16 protein-coding genes, 11 tRNA genes and 2 rRNA genes (1 of these 29 cut by a window edge) are annotated in these 21,467 nt (G+C 51.6%); 2 read left to right on the top strand and 27 right to left on the bottom strand.

Annotated elements, in window-relative coordinates:
- Window positions 1-5: 5 nt before the first annotated feature.
- The 5 genes from recJ to P0X86_RS08475 form a co-directional block, all read right to left on the bottom strand.
- Window positions 6-2,408: a single-stranded-DNA-specific exonuclease RecJ gene (gene recJ / locus P0X86_RS08495; RefSeq protein WP_251493454.1), complete on the bottom strand. Its 2,403-nt coding sequence runs from the start codon at window positions 2,406-2,408 to the stop codon at window positions 6-8.
- Window positions 2,409-2,462: 54 nt separating this feature from the next.
- Window positions 2,463-3,428, bottom strand: a complete 966-nt coding sequence (locus P0X86_RS08490) for a cation diffusion facilitator family transporter (protein ID WP_277748310.1) — start codon at window positions 3,426-3,428, stop codon at window positions 2,463-2,465.
- Window positions 3,429-3,574: 146 nt separating this feature from the next.
- Window positions 3,575-4,492 (bottom strand): protein translocase subunit SecF, encoded by a 918-nt coding sequence (secF, locus tag P0X86_RS08485; protein WP_049788676.1) that lies wholly within the window; start codon window positions 4,490-4,492, stop codon window positions 3,575-3,577.
- Window positions 4,482-5,732 carry a protein translocase subunit SecD gene (secD, locus tag P0X86_RS08480; RefSeq protein WP_009592810.1) on the bottom strand — a complete coding sequence of 417 codons (1,251 nt, stop codon included), beginning with the start codon at window positions 5,730-5,732 and terminating at the stop codon, window positions 4,482-4,484. The genes secF and secD overlap by 11 nt, the downstream gene beginning before the upstream one ends.
- Before the next feature lie 131 nt (window positions 5,733-5,863).
- A complete protein-coding gene (locus P0X86_RS08475; protein WP_277748309.1) occupies window positions 5,864-6,121 on the bottom strand; it encodes a post-transcriptional regulator in 258 nt (85 codons plus the stop codon).
- A 188-nt stretch (window positions 6,122-6,309) separates the two neighbouring features.
- Between P0X86_RS08475 and spoVB the strand changes: the two genes are divergently transcribed.
- Entirely contained in the window at window positions 6,310-7,911 is a 1,602-nt protein-coding gene (gene spoVB, locus P0X86_RS08470; protein WP_096772929.1) for a stage V sporulation protein B, read from the top strand.
- Here the strand turns inward: spoVB and P0X86_RS08465 are convergent.
- Window positions 7,908-8,693 carry a YetF domain-containing protein gene (locus P0X86_RS08465; RefSeq protein WP_015734039.1) on the bottom strand — a complete coding sequence of 262 codons (786 nt, stop codon included), beginning with the start codon at window positions 8,691-8,693 and terminating at the stop codon, window positions 7,908-7,910. The genes spoVB and P0X86_RS08465 overlap by 4 nt on opposite strands.
- 193 nt (window positions 8,694-8,886) lie before the next feature.
- Here P0X86_RS08465 and P0X86_RS08460 point away from each other — a divergent pair, with 193 nt between their 5' ends.
- Entirely contained in the window at window positions 8,887-9,276 is a 390-nt protein-coding gene (locus P0X86_RS08460; protein ID WP_015734038.1) for a TIGR04086 family membrane protein, read from the top strand.
- Between the two features lie 117 nt (window positions 9,277-9,393).
- Here the strand turns inward: P0X86_RS08460 and yajC are convergent, their stop codons facing one another.
- The 21 genes from yajC to P0X86_RS08355 all read right to left on the bottom strand — a co-directional run.
- The gene (gene yajC, locus P0X86_RS08455; RefSeq protein WP_015734037.1) at window positions 9,394-9,702 is read right to left on the bottom strand and encodes a preprotein translocase subunit YajC; all 309 of its coding nucleotides are present in this window, start codon (window positions 9,700-9,702) and stop codon (window positions 9,394-9,396) included.
- Between the two features lie 46 nt (window positions 9,703-9,748).
- Window positions 9,749-10,888 carry a tRNA guanosine(34) transglycosylase Tgt gene (gene tgt / locus P0X86_RS08450; protein ID WP_277748308.1) on the bottom strand — a complete coding sequence of 380 codons (1,140 nt, stop codon included), beginning with the start codon at window positions 10,886-10,888 and terminating at the stop codon, window positions 9,749-9,751.
- A 21-nt stretch (window positions 10,889-10,909) separates the two neighbouring features.
- Entirely contained in the window at window positions 10,910-11,941 is a 1,032-nt protein-coding gene (gene queA, locus P0X86_RS08445) for a tRNA preQ1(34) S-adenosylmethionine ribosyltransferase-isomerase QueA (protein WP_096772924.1), read from the bottom strand.
- 5 nt (window positions 11,942-11,946) lie between these two features.
- Window positions 11,947-14,037 carry a SpoIID/LytB domain-containing protein gene (locus P0X86_RS08440; RefSeq protein ID WP_277748307.1) on the bottom strand — a complete coding sequence of 697 codons (2,091 nt, stop codon included), beginning with the start codon at window positions 14,035-14,037 and terminating at the stop codon, window positions 11,947-11,949.
- 63 nt (window positions 14,038-14,100) lie between these two features.
- Window positions 14,101-15,108: a Holliday junction branch migration DNA helicase RuvB gene (ruvB, locus tag P0X86_RS08435; protein ID WP_009592741.1), complete on the bottom strand. Its 1,008-nt coding sequence runs from the start codon at window positions 15,106-15,108 to the stop codon at window positions 14,101-14,103.
- A 33-nt stretch (window positions 15,109-15,141) separates the two neighbouring features.
- Window positions 15,142-15,759 carry a Holliday junction branch migration protein RuvA gene (gene ruvA / locus P0X86_RS08430; RefSeq protein ID WP_009592777.1) on the bottom strand — a complete coding sequence of 206 codons (618 nt, stop codon included), beginning with the start codon at window positions 15,757-15,759 and terminating at the stop codon, window positions 15,142-15,144.
- Window positions 15,756-16,259, bottom strand: coding sequence for a crossover junction endodeoxyribonuclease RuvC (gene ruvC / locus P0X86_RS08425; protein WP_009592782.1), 504 nt, complete (start codon window positions 16,257-16,259; stop codon window positions 15,756-15,758). Before ruvC ends, ruvA begins: the two co-directional genes overlap by 4 nt.
- A gap of 212 nt (window positions 16,260-16,471) precedes the next feature.
- Entirely contained in the window at window positions 16,472-17,185 is a 714-nt protein-coding gene (locus tag P0X86_RS08420; protein WP_015734032.1) for a BofC C-terminal domain-containing protein, read from the bottom strand.
- 147 nt (window positions 17,186-17,332) lie between these two features.
- Window positions 17,333-17,406 (bottom strand) — tRNA-Pro (locus tag P0X86_RS08415).
- An 8-nt stretch (window positions 17,407-17,414) separates the two neighbouring features.
- A tRNA-Leu gene (locus P0X86_RS08410) sits at window positions 17,415-17,494 on the bottom strand.
- 39 nt (window positions 17,495-17,533) lie between these two features.
- Window positions 17,534-17,610, bottom strand: a tRNA-Arg gene (locus P0X86_RS08405).
- 4 nt (window positions 17,611-17,614) lie between these two features.
- A tRNA-Gly gene (locus tag P0X86_RS08400) sits at window positions 17,615-17,689 on the bottom strand.
- Between the two features lie 41 nt (window positions 17,690-17,730).
- A tRNA-Lys gene (locus P0X86_RS08395) sits at window positions 17,731-17,806 on the bottom strand.
- A gap of 132 nt (window positions 17,807-17,938) precedes the next feature.
- A tRNA-Asp gene (locus P0X86_RS08390) sits at window positions 17,939-18,015 on the bottom strand.
- Between the two features lie 30 nt (window positions 18,016-18,045).
- Window positions 18,046-18,122: transfer RNA gene (locus P0X86_RS08385), tRNA-Met, on the bottom strand.
- An 87-nt stretch (window positions 18,123-18,209) separates the two neighbouring features.
- A tRNA-Val gene (locus P0X86_RS08380) sits at window positions 18,210-18,285 on the bottom strand.
- Between the two features lie 139 nt (window positions 18,286-18,424).
- Window positions 18,425-18,499, bottom strand: a tRNA-Glu gene (locus P0X86_RS08375).
- A gap of 17 nt (window positions 18,500-18,516) precedes the next feature.
- Window positions 18,517-18,608 (bottom strand) — tRNA-Ser (locus tag P0X86_RS08370).
- A gap of 3 nt (window positions 18,609-18,611) precedes the next feature.
- A tRNA-Asn gene (locus P0X86_RS08365) sits at window positions 18,612-18,687 on the bottom strand.
- A gap of 9 nt (window positions 18,688-18,696) precedes the next feature.
- A 5S ribosomal RNA gene (gene rrf / locus P0X86_RS08360) occupies window positions 18,697-18,813 on the bottom strand.
- 217 nt (window positions 18,814-19,030) lie between these two features.
- A 23S ribosomal RNA gene (locus tag P0X86_RS08355) occupies window positions 19,031-21,467 on the bottom strand (it continues 492 nt past the right edge of the window).

Genomic DNA, 21,467 nt, shown 5'->3' with positions numbered 1-21,467 from the left:
TGCGGTTAAGATACGCCTTTTGTACGGGACGTCATCCACTGGGTTAACTGTTCGGTGCCGGCATGCAGCAGATGCTGCTCCATATCCGCCAAGTCGCTTAATTCCCGGAAGTGACGGGATGCGTCGAGCGGTTTTTTCTCCGGCTTCGGTACAAAGGTAATTTGTCCCTGGTCACGCTGAATGAATGCCAATTCTTCAAAGACATCCAGTACTTTGACCAGCATGCGCGATGACAACGAAGTCTGCTTCTGTAGACGTGCTACGACCTCTTTTTCCGGCATGGGAGCGGACGTCAGTCCAGCGAGTGATACGTACAGCTTCTTAAACTGTTCCCGGTCCGGAATTTGCAGCCGTTCGCGCAGGTTCCGGGTCGGATGTAACATAAATATATTGGGAACGGAATGGAAGGCTGACATGAATGCAGCGAGCTGCTCAGCCGTCTCCGGTACATCCAGTACGAACAAAACGGAAATGTCTTCTTGACTGCCGCTCGCGGCGATTTCATTATCCGGCACGATGCCAGCATTCCTATCATATACCCAAAGGCACATATCATACAATTGACTTTTTATTTCCGGATGTGAATCTTTTGCGTACACCACCGCGGAACGGACAGCCGGGCACCGCAGATGCGGCTCCAGTTCAGCTCTCCACCTCTGGATCTCCCGGATCGGTTCTTTGATCCCGCGGTAATCAAACACCTGCTGATAAGGGGCGCAGATATCCTGAATCATGAGCTGCACTTTACGGCTCCCGTTCCATTCATTGACGGAAAGCTCGCCAAGCACATCCACAACCGAACCCACCGGCAGAATATCGGCAAGATGGCCCCAGCCGAATGAGATCGCATCGATAACCTCCCGCTTTTGCTGCAAACGAAGCTTCAGATGTTTCCCTTCTTTGCCGATCTTGCGGACGTCCTTGATGACAACGTCCCGAAAAACGATCTTCGGTACGGCATTCGCCATGCCGAACGGGCCTAACTGTTCCATCTGTTCCAGAATGGGTACGGATACCTCCGACAAACTGGCTTCAAGGTCCGCTTCGCAAACGGCAATCAGATGCTCTGCTTCGAGCGCATCCTCCGCATATCGATGAAGTCCCTGTTCGAATGCCGCCAAGCGGTCTCGATGGAGGCTCATGCCGGCTGCGGAAGGATGGCCGCCAAAGTGGTCCATGACGTCTTTGCAAGAAAGCAAAGCCGCATAGATATCGAATCCCGGAATCGAACGGGCAGAGCCTTTACAGTTTCCCGTTTCGGGATCAATCCCGAGAATTACAACGGGGCGGTAAAAGCGCTCCAGGATTTTGGAAGCCACGATGCCGACCACGCCGACATTCCAGCCCTCGCCCGCCAGTACGATAACAGGCGGGATCTCCTGCCCTCTCCAGCGGTCTTGAACCATCCCCAGCGCTTCCTGGACGATGTTTTCGACCACTTGCTGCCGATCCTTGTTCAGTCCGTCCAGCTCCCAAGCAAGGCGCTCTGCCTCTTCCCTGTGCTCCGTTGTAAGCAGCGTAACGGCACGGCCTGCATGGTCCAAGCGGCCGCTGGCGTTAATCCGTGGTGCCATGGAGAAGGCCACGTTAACGGCCGTCACCTGCTCTACATGAATTCCCGATACCTCAAGCAAGCTGCGGATGCCTTCATACCGCGTTTTTCGCATCGATTCGATACCGTGCTTCACAAGCACCCGATTCTCCCCCGTGAGCGGCATCAAGTCAGCGATCGTTCCGATCGAAACGATCTGGAGCCATTCCTCCGGCGGGTCACCCACGAGAGCCTGTGCCAATTTGTAAGCCACGCCTACGCCGGCCAGCCCCTTAAAGGGATACGGGCATGTCGGGATCTTCGGATTGATCAATGCATATGCCTCAGGCAGCACCTCAGGCGGTTCATGATGGTCGGTGACGATGACGTCGATGCCAAGGCTGTTGGCATACGCGATTTGCTCGACCGCACTAATTCCGGTATCTACGGTAATCACCAGACTGACCCCTTGCTGATGGGCCCAATCCAGCGCATGATTATGTAAGCCATAACCTTCATTGGATCGGTGAGGGATATAAATATCATAAGATGCTCCCAAATAACGCATCAGATGAATCATCAATGATGTGCTGGAAACCCCGTCCGCGTCATAATCGCCGTAGATCAGAATATGCTCCCGATCCTCCAGCGCTTTGCGGATGCGCGGCACGGCCTCCCGCATTCCCTGCATGAGATAAGGGTCGTGCGTCAGCTCAAACGTTCCATATAAAAATTCCCGGCCATCCTCGGCTGATTGTATCCCCCGGGACGCCATGAGTGAAGCCACGATGGGTGGCAGCGACAAATCATGGGCCAGCCGTTCGGTGATCGTTGACGCTGCCTCTCGTATTCTCCATTCATATTTGGAATACAGCACAGGGATTCACCTTCCTTTTCCTGCCTATTTCCTGCTGTCTTAAAAGCTCCGCCCTTATTGCGGCAGTGTCGGCATATCGTTGTCCATCAAGTCATAGTTCGATTTATACGGGTACCCGGGTTCATAAGGCACAACGTGAACCTTGGCATCCGTAACCTGAATAAATCGATGGGTCAACAGCTTCCGGATTCGCTCGGCAATTTCCTGAGCTTCCAATACGGACGTTCTCGGATTCACGGTGATTTTCACTTCGATGTTCACGTGGCGAATCTGTCCGTATTCTTGAACCTTCAGCTCCTCGATCGTGATCACGCCGTGAACCCGCTGAATCGTATCCATGAACTCGGCTTCGTGTTCATGGCGTTTCTCCTCCGCAAGCGTGCCGTAAACGGAATGAACGATGAGTATATATCCTTTCCGGACCACGAGACAAGCCACGGTAAGAGCCGCTATGGAATCCATGTAGAATAGAGGCGACCATTCAAAATAGGAGCCTGCCATGGATAGCGACACACCGATCAATACCGTTAGCGATGAATATAAGGCAAACCGATGATCAGCCGACAGCATTTCGTACCGGGGATCATGCAGTCTTTTCATCTGCCAGCTTTGATATTGGAATACCGCTTCGTTCACCGCCATCGATATGAAAATTGCAAGGAGCGCCGATGTGGCCGGCGGCTCGAGGTTATCCGATGCCATGGTCTGGATCGCGGATACCGCAATTTGAATGCCGCCCATGATCAATAACACGGCAAATAAGATCGATATGACGGGCTCCGTCGTACTCGAAACGTTCCGTTTGTCCCGCATCGGACTTTTCGTACCGAATATGCCAAGGCTTGGCAACCGGTCCACCAATAAAGTTACGGCATTCGCCGCAGAATGCAGGGCATCTCCGATGAGAGCCTTGCTGCCGGATAAGTAACCGGCTATCCCTTTGCACAAGGCTAATGCCAAATCCGTTACAATGCCTGTCCATAGGACAGTCTCCGTATGATTCAAGCGTTCATTGCTCACTTGAGGCCCCCCTCAATGTCACTGTCGATCCTGTACTCGTCATGCTGCCTGCTGCTAACTTTAGAAAGCCGCGTCGCCTGCGACGCGGCTTTCACTTGTATAGGATCTTCTGATATCTGGACTGCAAACGCCCTTCAGCGGTTTAATTAAATTTCGATTTTATCTTTGCTTGGCTTCGGCGAATTCGGCTTATTGCTCACGTTGCGGCCTTTAAGAAGGAGCCACAACGGACTTGCGATAAAGATCGAAGAGTACGCGCCGAATGCCAAACCGATACAAATGGCCAGCGAGAACATCTGGATCGACTCGCCGCCCAAGAGGAGCATGAAGAATGCAGCGATGAATACGGACAAGGCCGTATAGATCGAGCGCCCGATCGTCTGCGACAAACTTTTGTTAACCAGATCCTTGAGATCCGAGACCCTCTTAATCTTCGCAAACCGCAGGTTTTCCCGGATCCGGTCAAAGATAACGATGGTATCGTTGATCGAATAACCAATGATGGTCAGGACGGCGATGATGAATGTCAGGTCCACCTCTAATCCAAGGATGGAGAAGATACTGATGACAACGAAGGCATCATGCAGGAGCGCTACGATCGCTGCAATCGCAAACCGCCATTCAAAGCGGATGCTGACATAAATGATAATCCCGATACAGGAAATCAATACGGCATAAATTGCGTTTCGTCCCAGCTCTTTGGCCATCTCGGGATCAACCGTATTAATTTCAAAGGTTGCCTTCTCGTCCAGCTTCTCGATGCCGGAACGAAGCTTCTGATCCTGATCCTCGGTCAGCACCTCGCTGAATCGGATGTTGACGCGGTCATTACCCGGAGTAACGCTCGCATCCTCCCCGATTCCGGCATCCTCTAATACGGTATTGATTTGCTCCGTAGTCAACGGTTTGGAGAGTGAAATGTCCACGTTCGAGCCGGATTGGAAATCAACTCCGTAGTTAAGACCGCGAGTCAGGAGAAAAACTAAGCCCAAAATCGTAATTACAATGGATAGTACGTAGAAAATTCTGCTTTTGCCTACGAAATCGAAGTTCTTAAAGCTCACGAATGTCACGCTCCTTTACGCCATAATGGCTCGGTTTGCGGGCCCAACCGATATTCACAAGCAGATTGAGCAGGAAACGGGAGAAATAAACGTTCGTGGCAATACTAACGATGATCTCCAAAATCAATACAAGGGCAAAACCTTTTACCGCACCGGTACCGAATCCGAACATGACAGCGGCAACGAGAATCGTCGTCAAGTTGGAGTCCATAATGGCGCGCAGGGAGGATTTACCGCCTGATTTCACTGCAGATGGCACGCTTTTGCCTGTCTTGATCTCTTCCCGAATGCGTTCATAGGTGATAATGTTGGCATCCACCGCCATACCAATACCTAATATAAATGCCGCAATGCCTGGAAGCGTCAACGTAAAGTCAGCCCATACGAAAATAAGGATCAGCAGCCATGTGTGCAAAATAAGTGCGAAACTTGCCAGCAAGCCCGGTACGCGATATCGGATAATCATGAACAGCAAAATCGCGACGGAAGCGATCAGACCGGCTTCTAAAGTTTTTGTAAGAGATTGCATGCCAAGCGTAGCCCCTACGCTCTGCGAATATTTCTCGACCAGCTTCAGCGGCAGGGCGCCGAGATTGATCGTATCCCGGATCTGCTTCGCTTCATCAAGCGAGTAGTTCCCTGTAATTTGCGCGGTACCGTCCGTTAATACGGCTCGTACCGTTGGAGCTGACAGCAATTGGTCGTCCATGAAGATAGCCAGCTCTTGACCGAGAAGACGTTCTGTAATTTCAGCAAACTTCCCTTTGTCCTTCACTTTAATATCTATCATAGGCTGATTAAGCTGGTCATAGGCTACCGATGCGCCGTTCTCGACGAAATCGTCGCCGCGGAGCTCTATTTTACAGAACTCCTCGCCTTCTTTACAGCCGTCATTGCTTCGGAATGTGAGGTTCGCAGGTTCTTTCATTGTTTTTCGAACTTCGGCCTCATCCGTTACGCCCGCCACCTTCAAGCGAATCCGGTTCGCCCCTTCCGGCGTAACCTCAGGCTCCGATGTTCCCATCGCATCCGCACGCTTTTGCAAGCTCTTTGCGGTTTCCTGCAGCGCTTCTTTGGTAACCTGCTGCCCTTCCATCAACGGTTCTGCTTCATAAAGGATTTCGAATCCACCCTTTAGATCCAAACCTAGACGGACGTCTTTCAGCAAGCCTGGAGTTGTAACGGCCATTAAAATAGTGATCACGAGCACGGTTCCGACGAAACTGATAATTCTCTTCATGCCGTCCCTTGTTCCCCCTTTTTACTCAATATTCCTATTATAGCGATGTCATAAAACCCAGTCAATTTATCAAAATTTGTCGGGCTTATGGATGAACCCTTATATCCGCAAGGCAAAAGGGACCTCTTCGATTAATCGAAAGAAGATCCCTTATATGCTGATATTGTCATATAGTTCATCAAGGCTGTTGCTTTCAAGGACAGAATGTCGTTGACCAATTGGTGGAGGGACGGAACGCCTTCCTTTTCGTACTTGCTGCTGACACAGTTCCAAATATCGTCGCTCGTCACATACTCGTACCCAATCAAATGCATTTCCTCAACCTTGCTCAAGCATATCATCTCAATGGTGCTCATCAATTCTTCCTCGCTCATTTGCTCGAGTTCCATGCATATGGCCTCCTCACTGACTCCCTGTTGTCCCTAAGTTACATTCGACATGACATATGGCTTTCCTTCTATTCCTACCATGTCCAGAAAAAAAAGTAAAGTCATCAGATGGGACAGGTAGGGCATATCCATAAGAATAGCCATGTCGTGTCAACGTATTCAGCCTTAACCAGGGAGTGGGATGGACAGTGAACAAGCAATCGTTTATTAAAGGAACGCTGATTTTACTTGCAGCCGGCATATTAAACCGCCTACTCGGTTTTATCCCCCGGATCGCCCTTCCCCGGATCATCGGACCTGAGGGTGTCGGAATTTACCAATTGGGGTACCCCTTCTTTATCGTGCTCGTGACCATCATCACGGGCGGTATTCCGCTAGCTATTGCCAAAATGGTCGCCGAAGCGGAAGGTGCCGGGAAGCCTGATGCTTCCAAGCAAATTCTGCATGTCAGCCTGATGCTGACGATTACGGCAGGAGCTCTCTTCACGGGACTCAGCCTGCTGCTTGCTCCTTGGGTAACCGGCGTGCTTTTGCCGGACGAGCGTGTATATCAAACCTTCATCAGCATGACGCCCATGATGATCATCATTGCCGTTTCGTCGGTCTACCGGGGATATTTCCAGGGCAAACAAAATATGATCCCCTCTGCAAGCTCCTCCGTTATCGAGACGATAGTCCGAATTATTTGCATGTTGTGGTTTGCGCATCTCCTGATGCCCAAAGGCATCGCTTACGGGGCAGCCGGGGCCATGCTTGGAACAGCCGTGGGCGAGCTGATTGGCATGATTGCGCTGCTGCTGCAATATTCCGGCGAGGGCCGAAGAACGAACAAACTTTTACCTAAGCCACAAGAAGCCGTATCTGAAAAAAAAGCGCCGGAAGACTCTTCTTCGAATAAAGGCATCCTGAAGCGGTTATTCGGCATTGCATTGCCTGTAACGGGCGGAAAGATGGTAGGGTCCTTCTCCTACCTGCTGGAAACGATACTGACCAATCGCAGCCTCGCCATGGCAGGTATCGCGACATCCGTGGCCACCGCCCAATACGGCGCTCTGCAAGGCATGATCATCCCGCTCCTGCTATTGCCCGGTGCGTTGACCGTTTCCCTGGCCATCTCCCTGGTGCCTTCCCTATCGGAGGCAGCGGCCCGCAACGACCGGCCTACCATCCATAAGCGAATGAATCAATCCCTTCGGCTGGCTCTTGTCTCGGGAGCTCCGTTTGCCATCATTATGTTTGTCCTGGCTGAGCCGCTGTGCCTGCTGCTCTACGACAACGCCGAGATTAGCGATATGCTCAAAATCATGGCGCCCTTTGCCTTGTTTCTGTATGTGCAGTCCCCGCTTCAAGCTGCCTTGCAAGCATTGGACCGCCCGGGACGGGCATTGTTGAATACCTTATTCGGTGCGATCATCAAGATGAGCCTTATCGTATATTTGGCATCCAACCCCGCCTTCGGCATCATAGGGGCCGTCATTGCCATCATCGTTAACAGCATCGCGGTTACATTGCTTCACGGTTTTAGTCTCTCCAGGCTGATCGGCTTTCGCTTCCGCCTGCTCGACTATGTCAAAATCGCTGCCGTCATGATCATTATGGGTGCCTGCGTTCTTTACGGGTATAGACATCTTCCGTTCTCAACGACCCCCTGGCTGCAGTTTTGGACCTCGATCGTGGTTGGCATCCTGGTCTATTTCATCATGATTTTCATGACCAAGCTGGTAACGCCCCGGGATCTGGAACGCGTCCCTGTCGTCGGTACCTGGTTCAACAAGTTTAGCCGCCGCTAGTCCCTGTCTTTGCGGTCGATGTAAATACGTCCTTTATGGTCGATGGAGCATAGGAAGATATCCTTAAAATCCTTGGCTCCGTGGTTTTGAATCTCGTTTTTCAGCCAGAACCTTGTTTTTTCAATCAGTTCAAGGTTTTCGTCCTGCACCTTTCCATCCAATATAAGCGGAATGGGCAGTCCTTCGTACGTAATTTTATCGTATGGAATATCAACAACGGTAGGGTTTCCTGTTTCGGATTTGGCCTTGGATAAAGCACCTGAAGAATGAGTGGAGCTTGAGGCGTTGGAAGAACTTGATGAACTATTCGAGCGGTTCGAACCGTTATCCGCATCTTTTGGAATAACGGTGAGCTGGCCGGAAGTTTCGAGAATCGCAAATTCCACGTCTGCCAAACTGTCGATGTCCTTTCCCCTTAATTGCTGCATCAGATCATCCAGATTGTAGCGAAGCTTTGACATCTCTTTGCGGTGAAGCTTGCCTCGGGATACCAGTATGCTGGGTTTTCCGTCCGCAAACAGCCGTATGCTTCGATTTTTCAGGCCGATGTAGGCAAGTCCTACCTGAATGGCAACCAACACGGCGATAGGAGCTAGTCCGTCCCAAATCGGTTTATGGACATCTTCGAGGACAAAAACGGCGATCTCCGCGATCATGACGGATATGACCAAATCGAAGATAGACAGCTTTCCGATTTCCCGTTTGCCCATGATTCTCATGGTAACAAAGATAACCACATACATCAGAACGGTCCGCAGAATCAGAATAGTCATATGAGACATAAACAATCCCTCCCTAGCTTGTCGAACATTCTCATGTACAGCTATTCTGGCCTGCCGCAGCTCTTCCCATTCGATTACAATTGATTAATTAATGGTAATCCTGCAAAACCCGATGCAAAATGTTCAGTTTGTACTATATGTACAGGCTTGGCCATACAATGGAATTATCAAGATTTGTTAAGGGGGATGATTCATGGAACCGATCCGGCGAGTATTCACTTTCAGGATCACCAATCCGATTCTTTCAGGACTCTTGTATTCTTATTTCTGGATGTTTCTTGGCGCATTGGCGCTATCCCTGCTGCTGTGGGGCAGCGGACTGGCCGAGGATGATTTATCGTTCTACACGTTTCTGGTACATGCCGTCGCGGCCTTTATTGGGGGCTGTGTGAGCGGCAAACGCGCAGGTAACAAAGGCTGGTATTATGGCTGCCTGACCGGGCTGGTATATGGGATTACGCTGCTCGTCATCGGCTTTCTAGCCTTGGATAGTTCCTTGTCACTCGGAGATTTGACGCTGATTGCCACGGTTTTTGCTGCCGGGGCCATCGGGGGAATGTTCGGGGTTAACTTAAAAAAATAAAACCTTGCAACGACTTTAGTGCACTTCACGCCCAGTGATAAAAAAACAAAGGCCGATTCCTAAAAGGAGTCGGCCTTTGTTTATAGCGATGACTTTCCATATGTAGGTGAAACGAGATTATGCATCCGTATTCACGCTATGGCTTACCGAGTTGCGGTCGAACGTCAACTTCGTTACGTCGTTCACTTTCAAAACCACGATGTCGTCGGTAATCTCCACGATCGTCCCATGAAGGCCTCCGATCGTTACCACTTTATCGCCTTTGGACAAGGCGCTAAGCATTGCGTTTCTTGTTTTCTGTTTCTTCTGCTGTGGACGGATAAGCAGAAAATAAAAGATGACGAACATCAGAACGAAAGGCAAAATCAACCCCAAAATGCCTCCACCCTGACCTTGCGCTGCTGCGAGTTCAAATGAACCAAACATTTCTTTCCCCCTTTCACAAACTTATCATGATGGCCATGATCTTGCTTTAGAACCCTTTTTCATTATCGTGTAGGCCGTACTTATCAAAAAACTCATCGCGGAAATCAAGCAGACGGTCTTCCATAATACTCTGACGCACGCTCCGCATCAAATTGATCAGGAAATGCAGATTATGATACGTCGTCAATCGCAGTCCGAACGTTTCGTCGCTCTTGATCAGATGGCGCAGATAAGCACGCGAGTAGTTACGGCAGGTATAGCAGTCGCATTCCGGATCCAGCGGTCCGTAATCCCTGGCATATTGAGCATTTCGAACGACAAGACGGCCTTGACTTGTCATCGTTGTCCCGTTGCGGGCGATCCGCGTCGGAAGCACGCAATCGAACATATCCACACCACGAATCGAGCCCTCAATCAACGCATCCGGTGATCCGACTCCCATCAAATAGCGAGGCTTATTGTTCGGCAGCAGGGGCACCGTGTAATCCAGCACTTCATACATAAGCTGCTTCGATTCTCCCACACTAAGTCCACCAATAGCATAACCCGGGAAATCCATGGAAGTCAAATCACGGGCGCTCTGACGGCGAAGATCCTCATGCATGCCTCCCTGCACGATGCCGAACAGGGCTTGGTCCTCCGGTCTGGCATGACTCTTCAGGCAGCGTTCAGCCCAGCGGGAAGTCCGCTCGGTGGATTGCTTGACGTACTCATACTCCGCAGGAAAAGGCGGGCATTCATCAAAGGCCATCATAATATCAGATCCCAGCGCGTTTTGGATCTCCATTGCGACCTCTGGAGAGATGAACAGTTTATCTCCGTTCAAATGCGAACGGAAATGTACGCCCTCTTCCGATATTTTTCTCATTTCCGCCAGGCTGAATACCTGGAAACCGCCGCTATCGGTCAATATCGGCCGGTCCCAGTTCATGAATTTGTGCAGTCCGCCTGCTTCCTTCACAATATCATGTCCCGGTCTCAGGAAGAGGTGATAGGTGTTGCTCAAAATAATGTGGGCATCCATCGCTTTAAGCTCTTCCGGGCTCATCGTTTTTACGGTTGCCAACGTTCCGACAGGCATGAATGTCGGCGTATCGATTACGCCGTGGGTGGTGTGCACTCTGCCGAGCCTGGCGCCCGATTGTTTGCACGTTTTAATATGTTCATAAGTAACAGCTGCTGCCATTGTAATAACCAACCTCCGAAATTAATAGATAAACATCGCGTCGCCAAAGCTGAAGAAACGGTATTCTTTGTCAACGGCTTCCTTGTACGCATGCATGATGTGTTCGCGTCCGGCCAGCGCGCTGACCAGCATGACCAGCGTGGATTTCGGCAGATGAAAATTCGTAATCAGCGCATCCACCACGGTAAAAGAGTATCCCGGATAAATAAAAATGCTTGTCCAGCCGCTGCTCTCGCGCAGAGGCTCGCCCTTTAACTGTGAGCCTACCGTCTCCAGCGTTCTGCAGGAGGTCGTTCCTACGGCGATAACCCGGCCGCCGCGCCGTTTCGTTTCATTCAGCAGGTCTGCCGTTTCCTGGGATAGGGAATAGTACTCTTCATGCATGACATGGTCCTCGACCTGGTCCACGGACATCGGGCGGAATGTTCCCAGTCCCACATGTAAAGTGATGAAGGCGATGTCCACTCCCTTGGCCCGGATTTGTTCCAGGAGAGCCTCCGTGAAATGAAGGCCTGCCGTCGGCGCGGCTGCGGATCCTTCATGCTTCGCGTATACGGTCTGATAGCGATCGCGATCATCCAGCTTTTCCTTAATATAAGGCGGGAGCGGCATTTGGCCCAGTTCATCCAGGATTTCTTGGAAAATCCCCTTATACGAGAAGGACAAGGTGCGAGCACCCATTTCTCCTTCCTCCTCGATGACCGCCTTTAGTTTCCCCTCGCCAAAGGAAATCACGTTTCCCTTTTTCAGCTTCTTGCCGGGTTTTACGAGTGCTTCCCAACGGTCTTCTCCCATATTCTTCAGCAGAAGGACCTCGGCTTTCGCGCCGGTATCCTCCTTTTCGCCGAACAATCGGGCCGGGATTACCTTCGTATCGTTTAATACGAGCGTATCGCCCGGATTCAGGCTGTCTATGATATCCGCAAACGTCTGGTGGCTTATCTGTCCGCTCTCTTTGTTCAGCGTGAGAAGCCTGGAAGAACTTCGATCCAGCAGCGGCGTCTGCGCAATTAAGTGTTCGGGTAATTCAAAATCATACAAATCCACATTCATGTCGGTCAGTCCTTCGTTATAGTCGTGTTGCGGTAATAGTGTTGGAGTATCTGCTTATAATCATACCCTTCGTCAGCCATTCCTTTGGCACCCCATTGCGACATGCCCAGTCCGTGGCCGAAGCCTTTACCGGTAAATTTAAAGCCCGGAGAGCTTTCGATTACGCGTGCTGTCCCCGTTCCATTCATCACGACGGTGCCGGAGCCTTTGACGTTTCCGTTTCCGCTTCCGGAAATGACGGATACCGTTTGACCGCTCGAAACCGTTGATACCGCACCTTTCGCGCTCAATACAGTATAACTTCCGGTCGATTCAATATCAAACAATGTGCTTGGCAGACCGTTAAAAGCCGAGCGGAACATATCCGGATATTTTACGTCCAGCACTTGACCGTTGGCTTTCACCGTGAGGGCCCGTCCGGACGGGCCTCGCTCCGTTACATCCAGCGTAGTAATGGAGGCCGGCAGGCTATTGGCGGTTTTTCCTTTTAAAGTGGCCAGCAATTGATCCGAAGTATAAGGGCCTCGAACCCATTCGAAGCTGTTGGATTCCGCGACTTTGTTCAGGACGACGGCCGTTTCTCCCGGATTCATCTTGCTTACGGGCTCAACGTTCGATTGGATCAGCGGCAGCGGGCGCACGTTGGTATCCTTCGCGGTAACAGTCATATAAGGAAGACCTGCCGATGTTGCATTGCCGGTTTCCTTTACATTGTCCTCACGCACGTAACCCGTAACGCCACTCGGAAGAAGCACATGATACCAAGCTTTAAGCGCGGCCTGGGATGAGGAGTCGCCAGGGCTTTCCACCGCGGCAAACAGATCGTTACGATTGCCCCAGACCTCGGTGGAGTCCGCCGTCATCCCGCCGCTGTTGGAAGAAAACACGGTTTCCACGATTTTGCCGTCTTTCATGACGACTTCGCCATCGGTTGCATCCACTGCCTGAATAATGCTTGGATACTCATAAGCCGTCCCATAATAGGCCTGGCTCAGCGTGGTGTCCACGACATGCGCTACTTCGAATTTATTACCTTGGAAGAGTGCATAGCTGCGCGCTGCCACGGCCTGTGCCTTCAGAGCCTCGGTTCCCCAAGAAGAAGGCACCTCCGCCCCCACGACGGAATATAGGTACTGCTGGAACGGCAATTCGTTGACGAGGTATAATTGACCGTTCTTTTGCCCGATCTCCAAAGCGCCCCGATATGAGCGATCGGATCGCTCCTTCACATTCGTTCCCGCTCCTGACTTCCCATCAACCCGCAGAACGGATTGATTACCTGACAGCATGTAATGTGTCACCTCTTGGGGAGCCGCCAGATTCAGGCTTACGTCACTTCTTATGATAAGACCCGGCGTATTGGCGTTCTGTTCAACCAGGCTGCCGGATACCTTGGCAGCTTCTTTCTTGACGGCAGCGAGATCGGCCGTGTTTGCCGCTTCGCCTACCCACACCTCATAAGCCGAAGTTTCCCCGGACGGCACCATGACATTGAATGCATCCAGACCGGCATCGGCATACGCTTTGCGCACGGTCTCCGCCTCAGTCTCCGATCCGTACGATCCGGCAGACAGATGCAGCGCGCCTTTAACGGCTGGCGTTTGCCCATTCAGATATGCAGCCGCTGTCTTCGCTGTCCGAGCAGCCGCATCCGCGGCCGCTTTTTCTGTACCGTACATGCCGGCGTACAGCTTGTACATCTTGCCATCCGCAAACAGCATCGGTTTGTCACTTGTCGCCTGCAGCTTTTTCGCTGCTTCCGAAGCGGCTTTCCAATCCGTTGTCTCAAGTACCTTAACGCGGTATGTATCCACGCTCATCCGGACCTGCTGGTTCGCAGGGATGCTCATCAGGGTCTGATGAATACCGGAGGCAAGCAGCGATGCGGTTAGAGCCTCGGCGGATTTCAGCGTCACGGCATTGGTTGTCGATTTATACTGGCTTCCCAGATCCAGGAACATCGCAACCCGAATCGTATCTAACGAAGGGGCGGCTGCTTGCACGGCGGGCGCGCTCCATAAGCTTCCGGCAACAGCCAGCGACAAGAGTCCTTTGGTGGTCCAACCGAATAATGATTTCGTCCAGTTCCTATCCATGTATGTCTTTCCTCCTGTAACTAATTGGATATGGTATATGCATAAATGTCATGATTCCTTCAGTTAGCGGCGATCCTCCGGAAAGGGAATGCCTAAATGCTGATAAGCTGTAGGCGTTACGACGCGTCCCCGAGGCGTACGCTGCAAATAACCGATCTGTAGAAGATACGGTTCATAAACATCCTCTATGGTTTGGCTTTCTTCCCCGATGGTTGCGGCAATGGTATCCAGTCCCACAGGTCCCCCGCGGAAGCTCTTGATCATGGCGTTCAGCATTTTGTGATCGATAAAATCCAGGCCCATCGGATCGATTTGGAGCATCTTCAGCGCTTCCTGCGCGATGCTTGGCGTGATCATGCCGTCGCCCCGAACCTGCGCATAATCGCGTACCCGCTTCAAGAGGCGGTTCGCAATGCGCGGTGTCCCCCGAGATCTTAGGGCAATCTCTTCTGCAGCCTCTCCCAATATCTCGATCCCCAAAAGATCAGCATTGCGGGACACAATGTAGCTCAGCTCATCTACCGTATAGAATTCCAGACGGCTTACTACACCAAAACGGTCCCTCAGCGGCGCTGAGAGCAGGCCAGCCCGGGTTGTGGCGCCAATTAGGGTGAACGGCGGAAGATCCAGGCGAACGGAGCGTGCGCTTGGCCCTTTCCCGATCATAATATCCAGCGCAAAATCCTCCATGGCCGGATACATCACTTCCTCCACCGTCCGGTGCAGCCGGTGGATCTCGTCAATAAACAGGACGTCTCCTTCCTGCAGATTGGTCAAAAGCGCCGCCAGATCGCCAGGCCGTTCGATGGCCGGGCCGGACGTCGTCCGCAGATTAACGCCAAGCTCATTGGCGATAATATTAGCCAGCGTCGTTTTGCCAAGTCCCGGAGGACCGTACAGCAGCACGTGGTCAAGCGCCTCGTTGCGCATTTTTGCAGCCTCGATATATACCTTCAAATTTTCCTTTACTTGATTCTGTCCTATATATTCAGCCAAATAACGCGGACGCAGACTAAGTTCGACAGCCTGTTCGTCCATCATCAGATTGGCGGAAATAATTCGATCATCCATCTATATAACTCCTCTCTTGCAGCGATTCTCTATCTATCCAGCGAATAGCTGCTGCAGTGCCCGTTTCATGAGCACATCGACGGATTCGCCGCTTGCGCCGGAATCCTTGATCTTCAGCCAGACTTTATCCAGCTCGCTATCCGTATAACCGAGCGCCTTCAGGCCCTCGCGAGCCTCGGACCATGCCGAGCCGCCATCATCCGATTCCGGCTCCTGGATGGCAAAAAGACCGGTCATCATGCTCGCATTCCCGAAGCCCTCAAGCTTATCCTTAAGATCCAAAATCATGCGCTGCGCTGTTTTCTTGCCGATTCCCGGAAGTTTGATCAAGAAGGATATATTCTCTTGATAGATCGCGGAAACCACATGATCCGGAGATCCTCCGCCGAGTATGCCGAGCGCCACGCGCGGGCCGATTCCCGAGACCTCGATCAGCTTACGGAACAGCTTCTGCTCCTCCCGCGTCGGAAACCCAAACAGCAGAATGGCATCCTCACGAACGTGATGATGGGTGAAGACCGTCACGGTTCCTTCCGTTTTGGCAAAAGCATACGGATTCGGACAAAACACCCGGTATCCTACGCCTTGAACATCCAGCACAATATATTCACTCTCTAAGTGGACAACTTGTCCCCGTAAAAAATCGATCATTTTCGCAATACCTCATTTAATTTGGAATTAAGTGTGTAGGAATGGGCGTGGCAGATTGCCACGGCCAGAGCATCCGCCACATCGTCGGGCTTTGGGATGCTCTGAAGCTTCAGGAACATCCTGACCATTTCCTGTACCTGCTTCTTCTCCGCCTTGCCATAGCCGACGATGGCCTGCTTAACCTGCATAGGCGTATATTCTGCAATCGGGAGTCCGCGCTGGACCGCCGCCAGTATGAGAACTCCTCTCGCCTGGGATACGGACATCGCGGTGGTGACGTTGCGGTTAAAAAACAATTTCTCGAACGCAACGGCCTCCGGCTCATATTTATCGATAAGCTGCAGCATGCCTTCATACACGTGATGCAGCCTCTCTTCATCCGGTGTATGGGCTTCCGTCTGGATGCAGCCATACTGGACCGGCGTGACTTTGCTTCCAACCTTATCGACAAACCCGAAGCCCACAATCGCAATCCCCGGGTCGATTCCTAAAATGCGCAAACCAATCTCTCCTCTGATGAAGCGAACATATGTATCGTTCTCCCATTATAACAAAAGTTCGGCCTCAATTGAGGAAAAACTTTGATCCCGTAAGCCAGAGTTCTATATCTTCCCTGACGGCACCGCCGATGGAACGGCTAAACACCAAAAAACCGCCCGGAAAAATTCCGGGCAGCTGCGGCTTTGGTGATGAAGCGACAAGCATAGACGTTTCAAGGGCTAGGACTCATGACATTTTCGGCCATATCCCGTGCATAGTCGCTAAAGGTTGACAGTACACTGTTGTACTCTTCCATATCTTGAATTCGAATACCTTCTTCAAGCTGCTGAATCACGTCTTTAGGCAAAGAGGATTCCATCGAGCCGACATCCAGTTGGAAGAAGGTGCGCATGACCTTCTCTTCTTCCGGCGGGCCGTCAAACAACGTTAAGTTCCCGTTGGCATCGATGCTCATATAGGCTTGCCGCTTGCAGGCGGGTGAGAGGTCGGATACGGTTTGTTCGAGCCAGACATTTCCTTTATTATCCAACCGTCCCTGCCATAAAGGATTTTTATTCATCAGTTCATAAATGCCGTCCGCCGTAAGCTTTCCCATATCCTGCTCTTCAATGCCGCAGACATACGTGATGCGGACATGAACATGCTTCTTTCCCTTCGAGGTATTCAGCTTCTGCATGAATTCCCTCTGATCCTGCCTGCGTTCCTCCTGCTTATCATCCTCGATTTGCAGGTATTGCATCGTTTCCACAGCCAGCGGCGTTTCATCGAAAGTAGCGGTGAGCAGCCTCTTCATCTGATCGGTTATATTCTGGCCGGACCATACCATGACACCTACGAGCACTACGATCGAACAAGACCAGATCGCGCGTCTCCAACGTCTCCACCGTTTTCTGAACAGTTTCTTGAAGAAATGAAAAACACTCAAGGTTATCCCCTTCTATTCAATGTTTTTCATATTGTGACCGGGATGCTGTCAAAATATTCAGTTCCGCTCTTGCCGTTGGCATCATTTTCTATCCATAACAAAGAAAGATCGCCTTCAGATATACTGAAAGCGATCTTTCGGTTTGAATCGGGATGACACGATTTGAACATGCGACCCCCTGGTCCCAAACCAGGTGCTCTACCAAGCTGAGCTACATCCCGTTAATTAATGCCGGTGAAGGGACTCGAACCCCCACGGTTTCCCTCACGATTTTGAGTCGCGCGCGTCTGCCAATTCCGCCACACCGGCACAAAGAAATTTCATAAGTTAAGCATCTGATTGTAAAAATGGCACGCCCTGAGAGATTCGAACTCCCGACCTTTTGATTCGTAGTCAAACGCTCTATCCAGCTGAGCTAAGGGCGCAAAATGGAGCGGACGACGGGAATCGAACCCGCGACCCTCGCCTTGGCAAGGCGATGCTCTACCGCTGAGCCACGTCCGCAAATATGATATGTATTCCGTTTCCAGCTCTCTTGGTAAAGATGGTGAGCCATGAAGGACTCGAACCTTCGACACCCTGATTAAAAGTCAGGTGCTCTACCAACTGAGCTAATGGCTCTTATTACTAAGAGTTAAAGAATGGCGGAACTGACGGGATACTCTCTCTTCGTTCGAGACTGCGAAGTCTATGCTAACGAAGCTAAGCTCCGACGAACCCAATATGGATTCTCATCCCTGAAGCTAATAAGAATGGCGGAACTGACGGGATTCGAACCCGCGATCTCCTGCGTGACAGGCAGGCATGTTAGGCCTCTACACCACAGTTCCAAGAGGCATTATCGCTATTGCGATATAAATTGGTTGCGGGGGCAGGATTTGAACCTACGACCTTCGGGTTATGAGCCCGACGAGCTACCGAACTGCTCCACCCCGCGTCATTAAAAGGGTTGCTAATATGGGGTCCCCGAAAAGTAATCGGAATTACCTGCGAAGCGTGAGCTTCACTTTATGGGGATGAATTATGGTGGAGGCTGAGGGGATCGAACCCCCGACCCTCTGCTTGTAAGGCAGATGCTCTCCCAGCTGAGCTAAGCCTCCATCTGGATTGTTACATGCATTAAAGAAAATGGTGACCCGTAGGGGATACTCTCACTTCATTCGACTGCGAAGTCTATGCTTACGAAGTTATCCTCCGACGAACCGACGGGATTCTCATCCCCTGATGCATTAAAGAAAGTGGTGACCCGTAGGGGATTCGAACCCCTGTTACCTCCGTGAAAGGGAGGTGTCTTAACCCCTTGACCAACGGGCCGTATATAAAGTCCTTGCTGGCGGAGAGAGAGGGATTCGAACCCTCGAGACGCTTTTGGCGCCTACACGATTTCCAATCGTGCTCCTTCGGCCAACTCGGACACCTCTCCGTATGGCTCCCCGAACAGGACTCGAACCTGTGACAACTCGATTAACAGTCGAGTGCTCTACCAACTGAGCTATCAGGGAATATGTACCGCTTGGCGACGTCCTACTCTCCCGGGACCCTTCGGTCCAAGTACCATCGGCGCTGGAAGGCTTAACGGTCGTGTTCGGTATGGGAACGCGTGGAACCCTTCCGCCATCGCCACCAAACGTATATTCAGGATACGGCATCGCCAAATGCCGTGACCATCCTCCTTGCAAGCATAGCTTGTACACTTACAATTCAGTTTTGATCACCTGAAAACTAGATACGAAACGATATTTGCAGCACATTAGAATCCGTAGCATTCACCCGATGTGGTATCGGGGTCCCCGAAAAGTATTCGGCATCTGCTTCAAAGCTTTGCTTCACTTTTTGGGGTGTTTTTTGGATAAGCCCTCGACCGATTAGTATTGGTCAGCTCCATGCATTGCTGCACTTCCACCTCCAACCTATCTACCTCGTCGTCTTCAAGGGGTCTTACTAATTGGGAAATCTCATCTTGAGGGGGGCTTCACGCTTAGATGCTTTCAGCGCTTATCCCGTCCGTACGTAGCTACCCAGCCATGCTCCTGGCGGAACAACTGGTGCACCAGCGGTACGTCCATCCCGGTCCTCTCGTACTAAGGACAGCTCCTCTCAAATTTCCTACGCCCACGACAGATAGGGACCGAACTGTCTCACGACGTTCTGAACCCAGCTCGCGTACCGCTTTAATGGGCGAACAGCCCAACCCTTGGGACCTACTTCAGCCCCAGGATGCGATGAGCCGACATCGAGGTGCCAAACCTCCCCGTCGATGTGGACTCTTGGGGGAGATAAGCCTGTTATCCCCAGGGTAGCTTTTATCCGTTGAGCGATGGCCCTTCCATGCGGTACCACCGGATCACTAAGCCCGACTTTCGTCCCTGCTCGACTTGTAGGTCTCGCAGTCAAGCTCCCTTATGCCTTTGCACTCTTCGAATGATTTCCAACCATTCTGAGGGAACCTTGGGGCGCCTCCGTTACTCTTTAGGAGGCGACCGCCCCAGTCAAACTGCCCGCCTGACACTGTCCCCGTACCGGATCACGGTACTAGGTTAGAACCTAGATACGATCAGGGTGGTATCCCAACGTCGCCTCCACACAAGCTGGCGCTCATGCTTCTAAGGCTCCCACCTATCCTGTACAGATCGTACCCAAATCCAATATCAAGCTGCAGTAAAGCTCCATGGGGTCTTTCCGTCTTGTCGCGGGTAACCTGCATCTTCACAGGTATTAAAATTTCACCGGATCTCTCGTTGAGACAGCGCCCAAGTCGTTACGCCATTCGTGCGGGTCAGAATTTACCTGACAAGGAATTTCGCTACCTTAGGACCGTTATAGTTACGGCCGCCGTTTACTGGGGCTTCGGTTCACAGCTTCGGGTTTAACCCCTAACCGCTCCCCTTAACCTTCCAGCACCGGGCAGGCGTCAGCCCGTATACTTCGCCTTACGGCTTCGCACAGACCTGTGTTTTTGCTAAACAGTCGCTTGGGCCTTTTCACTGCGGCCCCCTCGGGCTATTCACCCTACCGAGGCACCCCTTCTCCCGAAGTTACGGGGTCATTTTGCCGAGTTCCTTAACGAGAGTTCTTCCGCGCGCCTTAGAATTCTCTTCTCGCCTACCTGTGTCGGTTTGCGGTACGGGCACCTTCACCTGACTAGAGGCTTTTCTTGGCAGTGTGAGATCATGACCTTCGCTACTGTAATTTTCACTCCCCATCACAGCCCAGCCTTATCGATGTGCGGATTTGCCTACACATCAGCCTCACTGCTTGGACGGACATCCATCAGTCCGCGTCACTACCCTCCTGCGTCACCCCATCGTTCATAACGGTTTACGGTGGTACAGGAATTTCAACCTGTTGTCCTTCGATTACGCCTTTCGGCCTCACCTTAGGTCCCGACTTACCCTGAGCGGACGAGCCTTCCTCAGGAAACCTTGGGCTTTCGGCGGATCAGATTCTCACTGATCTTTTCGTTACTCATACCGGCATTCTCACTTGTATGCTGTCCAGCGCTCCTTACGGTACACCTTCAACCTACATACAACGCTCCCCTACCCCTGATGCAAAGCATCAAGCCATAGCTTCGGTGGTGTGTTTAGCCCCGTTACATTTTCGGCGCAGAGTCACTCGACCAGTGAGCTATTACGCACTCTTTAAATGGTGGCTGCTTCTAAGCCAACATCCTGGTTGTCTGTGCAACTCCACATCCTTTCCCACTTAACACACACTTGGGGACCTTAGCTGATGGTCTGGGCTGTTTCCCTTTTGACAATGGATCTTAGCACTCACTGTCTGACTCCCGGATATAAGTCTATGGCATTCGGAGTTTGACTGAGCTTGGTAACCCTTGCGGGCCCCGCACCCAATCAGTGCTCTACCTCCACGACTCTTCATTCCGAGGCTAGCCCTAAAGCTATTTCGGGGAGAACCAGCTATCTCCGAGTTCGATTGGAATTTCTCCGCTACCCCCACCTCATCCCCGCATTTTTCAACATACGTGGGTTCGGGCCTCCAGTGCGTGTTACCGCACCTTCACCCTGGACAGGGGTAGATCACACGGTTTCGGGTCTACGCCCACATACTAAATCGCCCTATTCAGACTCGCTTTCGCTGCGGCTACGGCTTCTCGCCTTAACCTTGCATGGGAACGTAACTCGCCGGTTCATTCTACAAAAGGCACGCCATCACCCATAGATCGGGCTCTGACTTCTTGTAAGCACACGGTTTCAGGTTCTATTTCACTCCCCTTCCGGGGTGCTTTTCACCTTTCCCTCACGGTACTGCTTCACTATCG

The sequence above is a fragment of the Paenibacillus sp. BR1-192 genome, from assembly GCF_029542445.1.
GTDB lineage: Bacteria > Bacillota > Bacilli > Paenibacillales > Paenibacillaceae > Paenibacillus_AQ > Paenibacillus_AQ lautus_A.
The sequence above is the reverse complement of the archived record's forward strand: the minus strand, read 5'-3'. Positions and strand labels throughout refer to the sequence as shown.

Coding starts and splice junctions, on each gene's coding strand:
- secD (WP_009592810.1), bottom strand. CDS start 5,732: ATGAAGAGAATTATCAGTTTCGTCGGAACCGTGCTCGTGATCACTATT.
- P0X86_RS08475 (WP_277748309.1), bottom strand. CDS start 6,121: ATGGAACTCGAGCAAATGAGCGAGGAAGAATTGATGAGCACCATTGAG.
- P0X86_RS08465 (WP_015734039.1), bottom strand. CDS start 8,693: ATGTCTCATATGACTATTCTGATTCTGCGGACCGTTCTGATGTATGTG.
- P0X86_RS08460 (WP_015734038.1), top strand. CDS start 8,887: ATGGAACCGATCCGGCGAGTATTCACTTTCAGGATCACCAATCCGATT.
- yajC (WP_015734037.1), bottom strand. CDS start 9,702: ATGTTTGGTTCATTTGAACTCGCAGCAGCGCAAGGTCAGGGTGGAGGC.
- tgt (WP_277748308.1), bottom strand. CDS start 10,888: ATGGCAGCAGCTGTTACTTATGAACATATTAAAACGTGCAAACAATCG.
- queA (WP_096772924.1), bottom strand. CDS start 11,941: ATGAATGTGGATTTGTATGATTTTGAATTACCCGAACACTTAATTGCG.
- P0X86_RS08440 (WP_277748307.1), bottom strand. CDS start 14,037: ATGGATAGGAACTGGACGAAATCATTATTCGGTTGGACCACCAAAGGA.
- ruvB (WP_009592741.1), bottom strand. CDS start 15,108: ATGGATGATCGAATTATTTCCGCCAATCTGATGATGGACGAACAGGCT.
- ruvA (WP_009592777.1), bottom strand. CDS start 15,759: ATGATCGATTTTTTACGGGGACAAGTTGTCCACTTAGAGAGTGAATAT.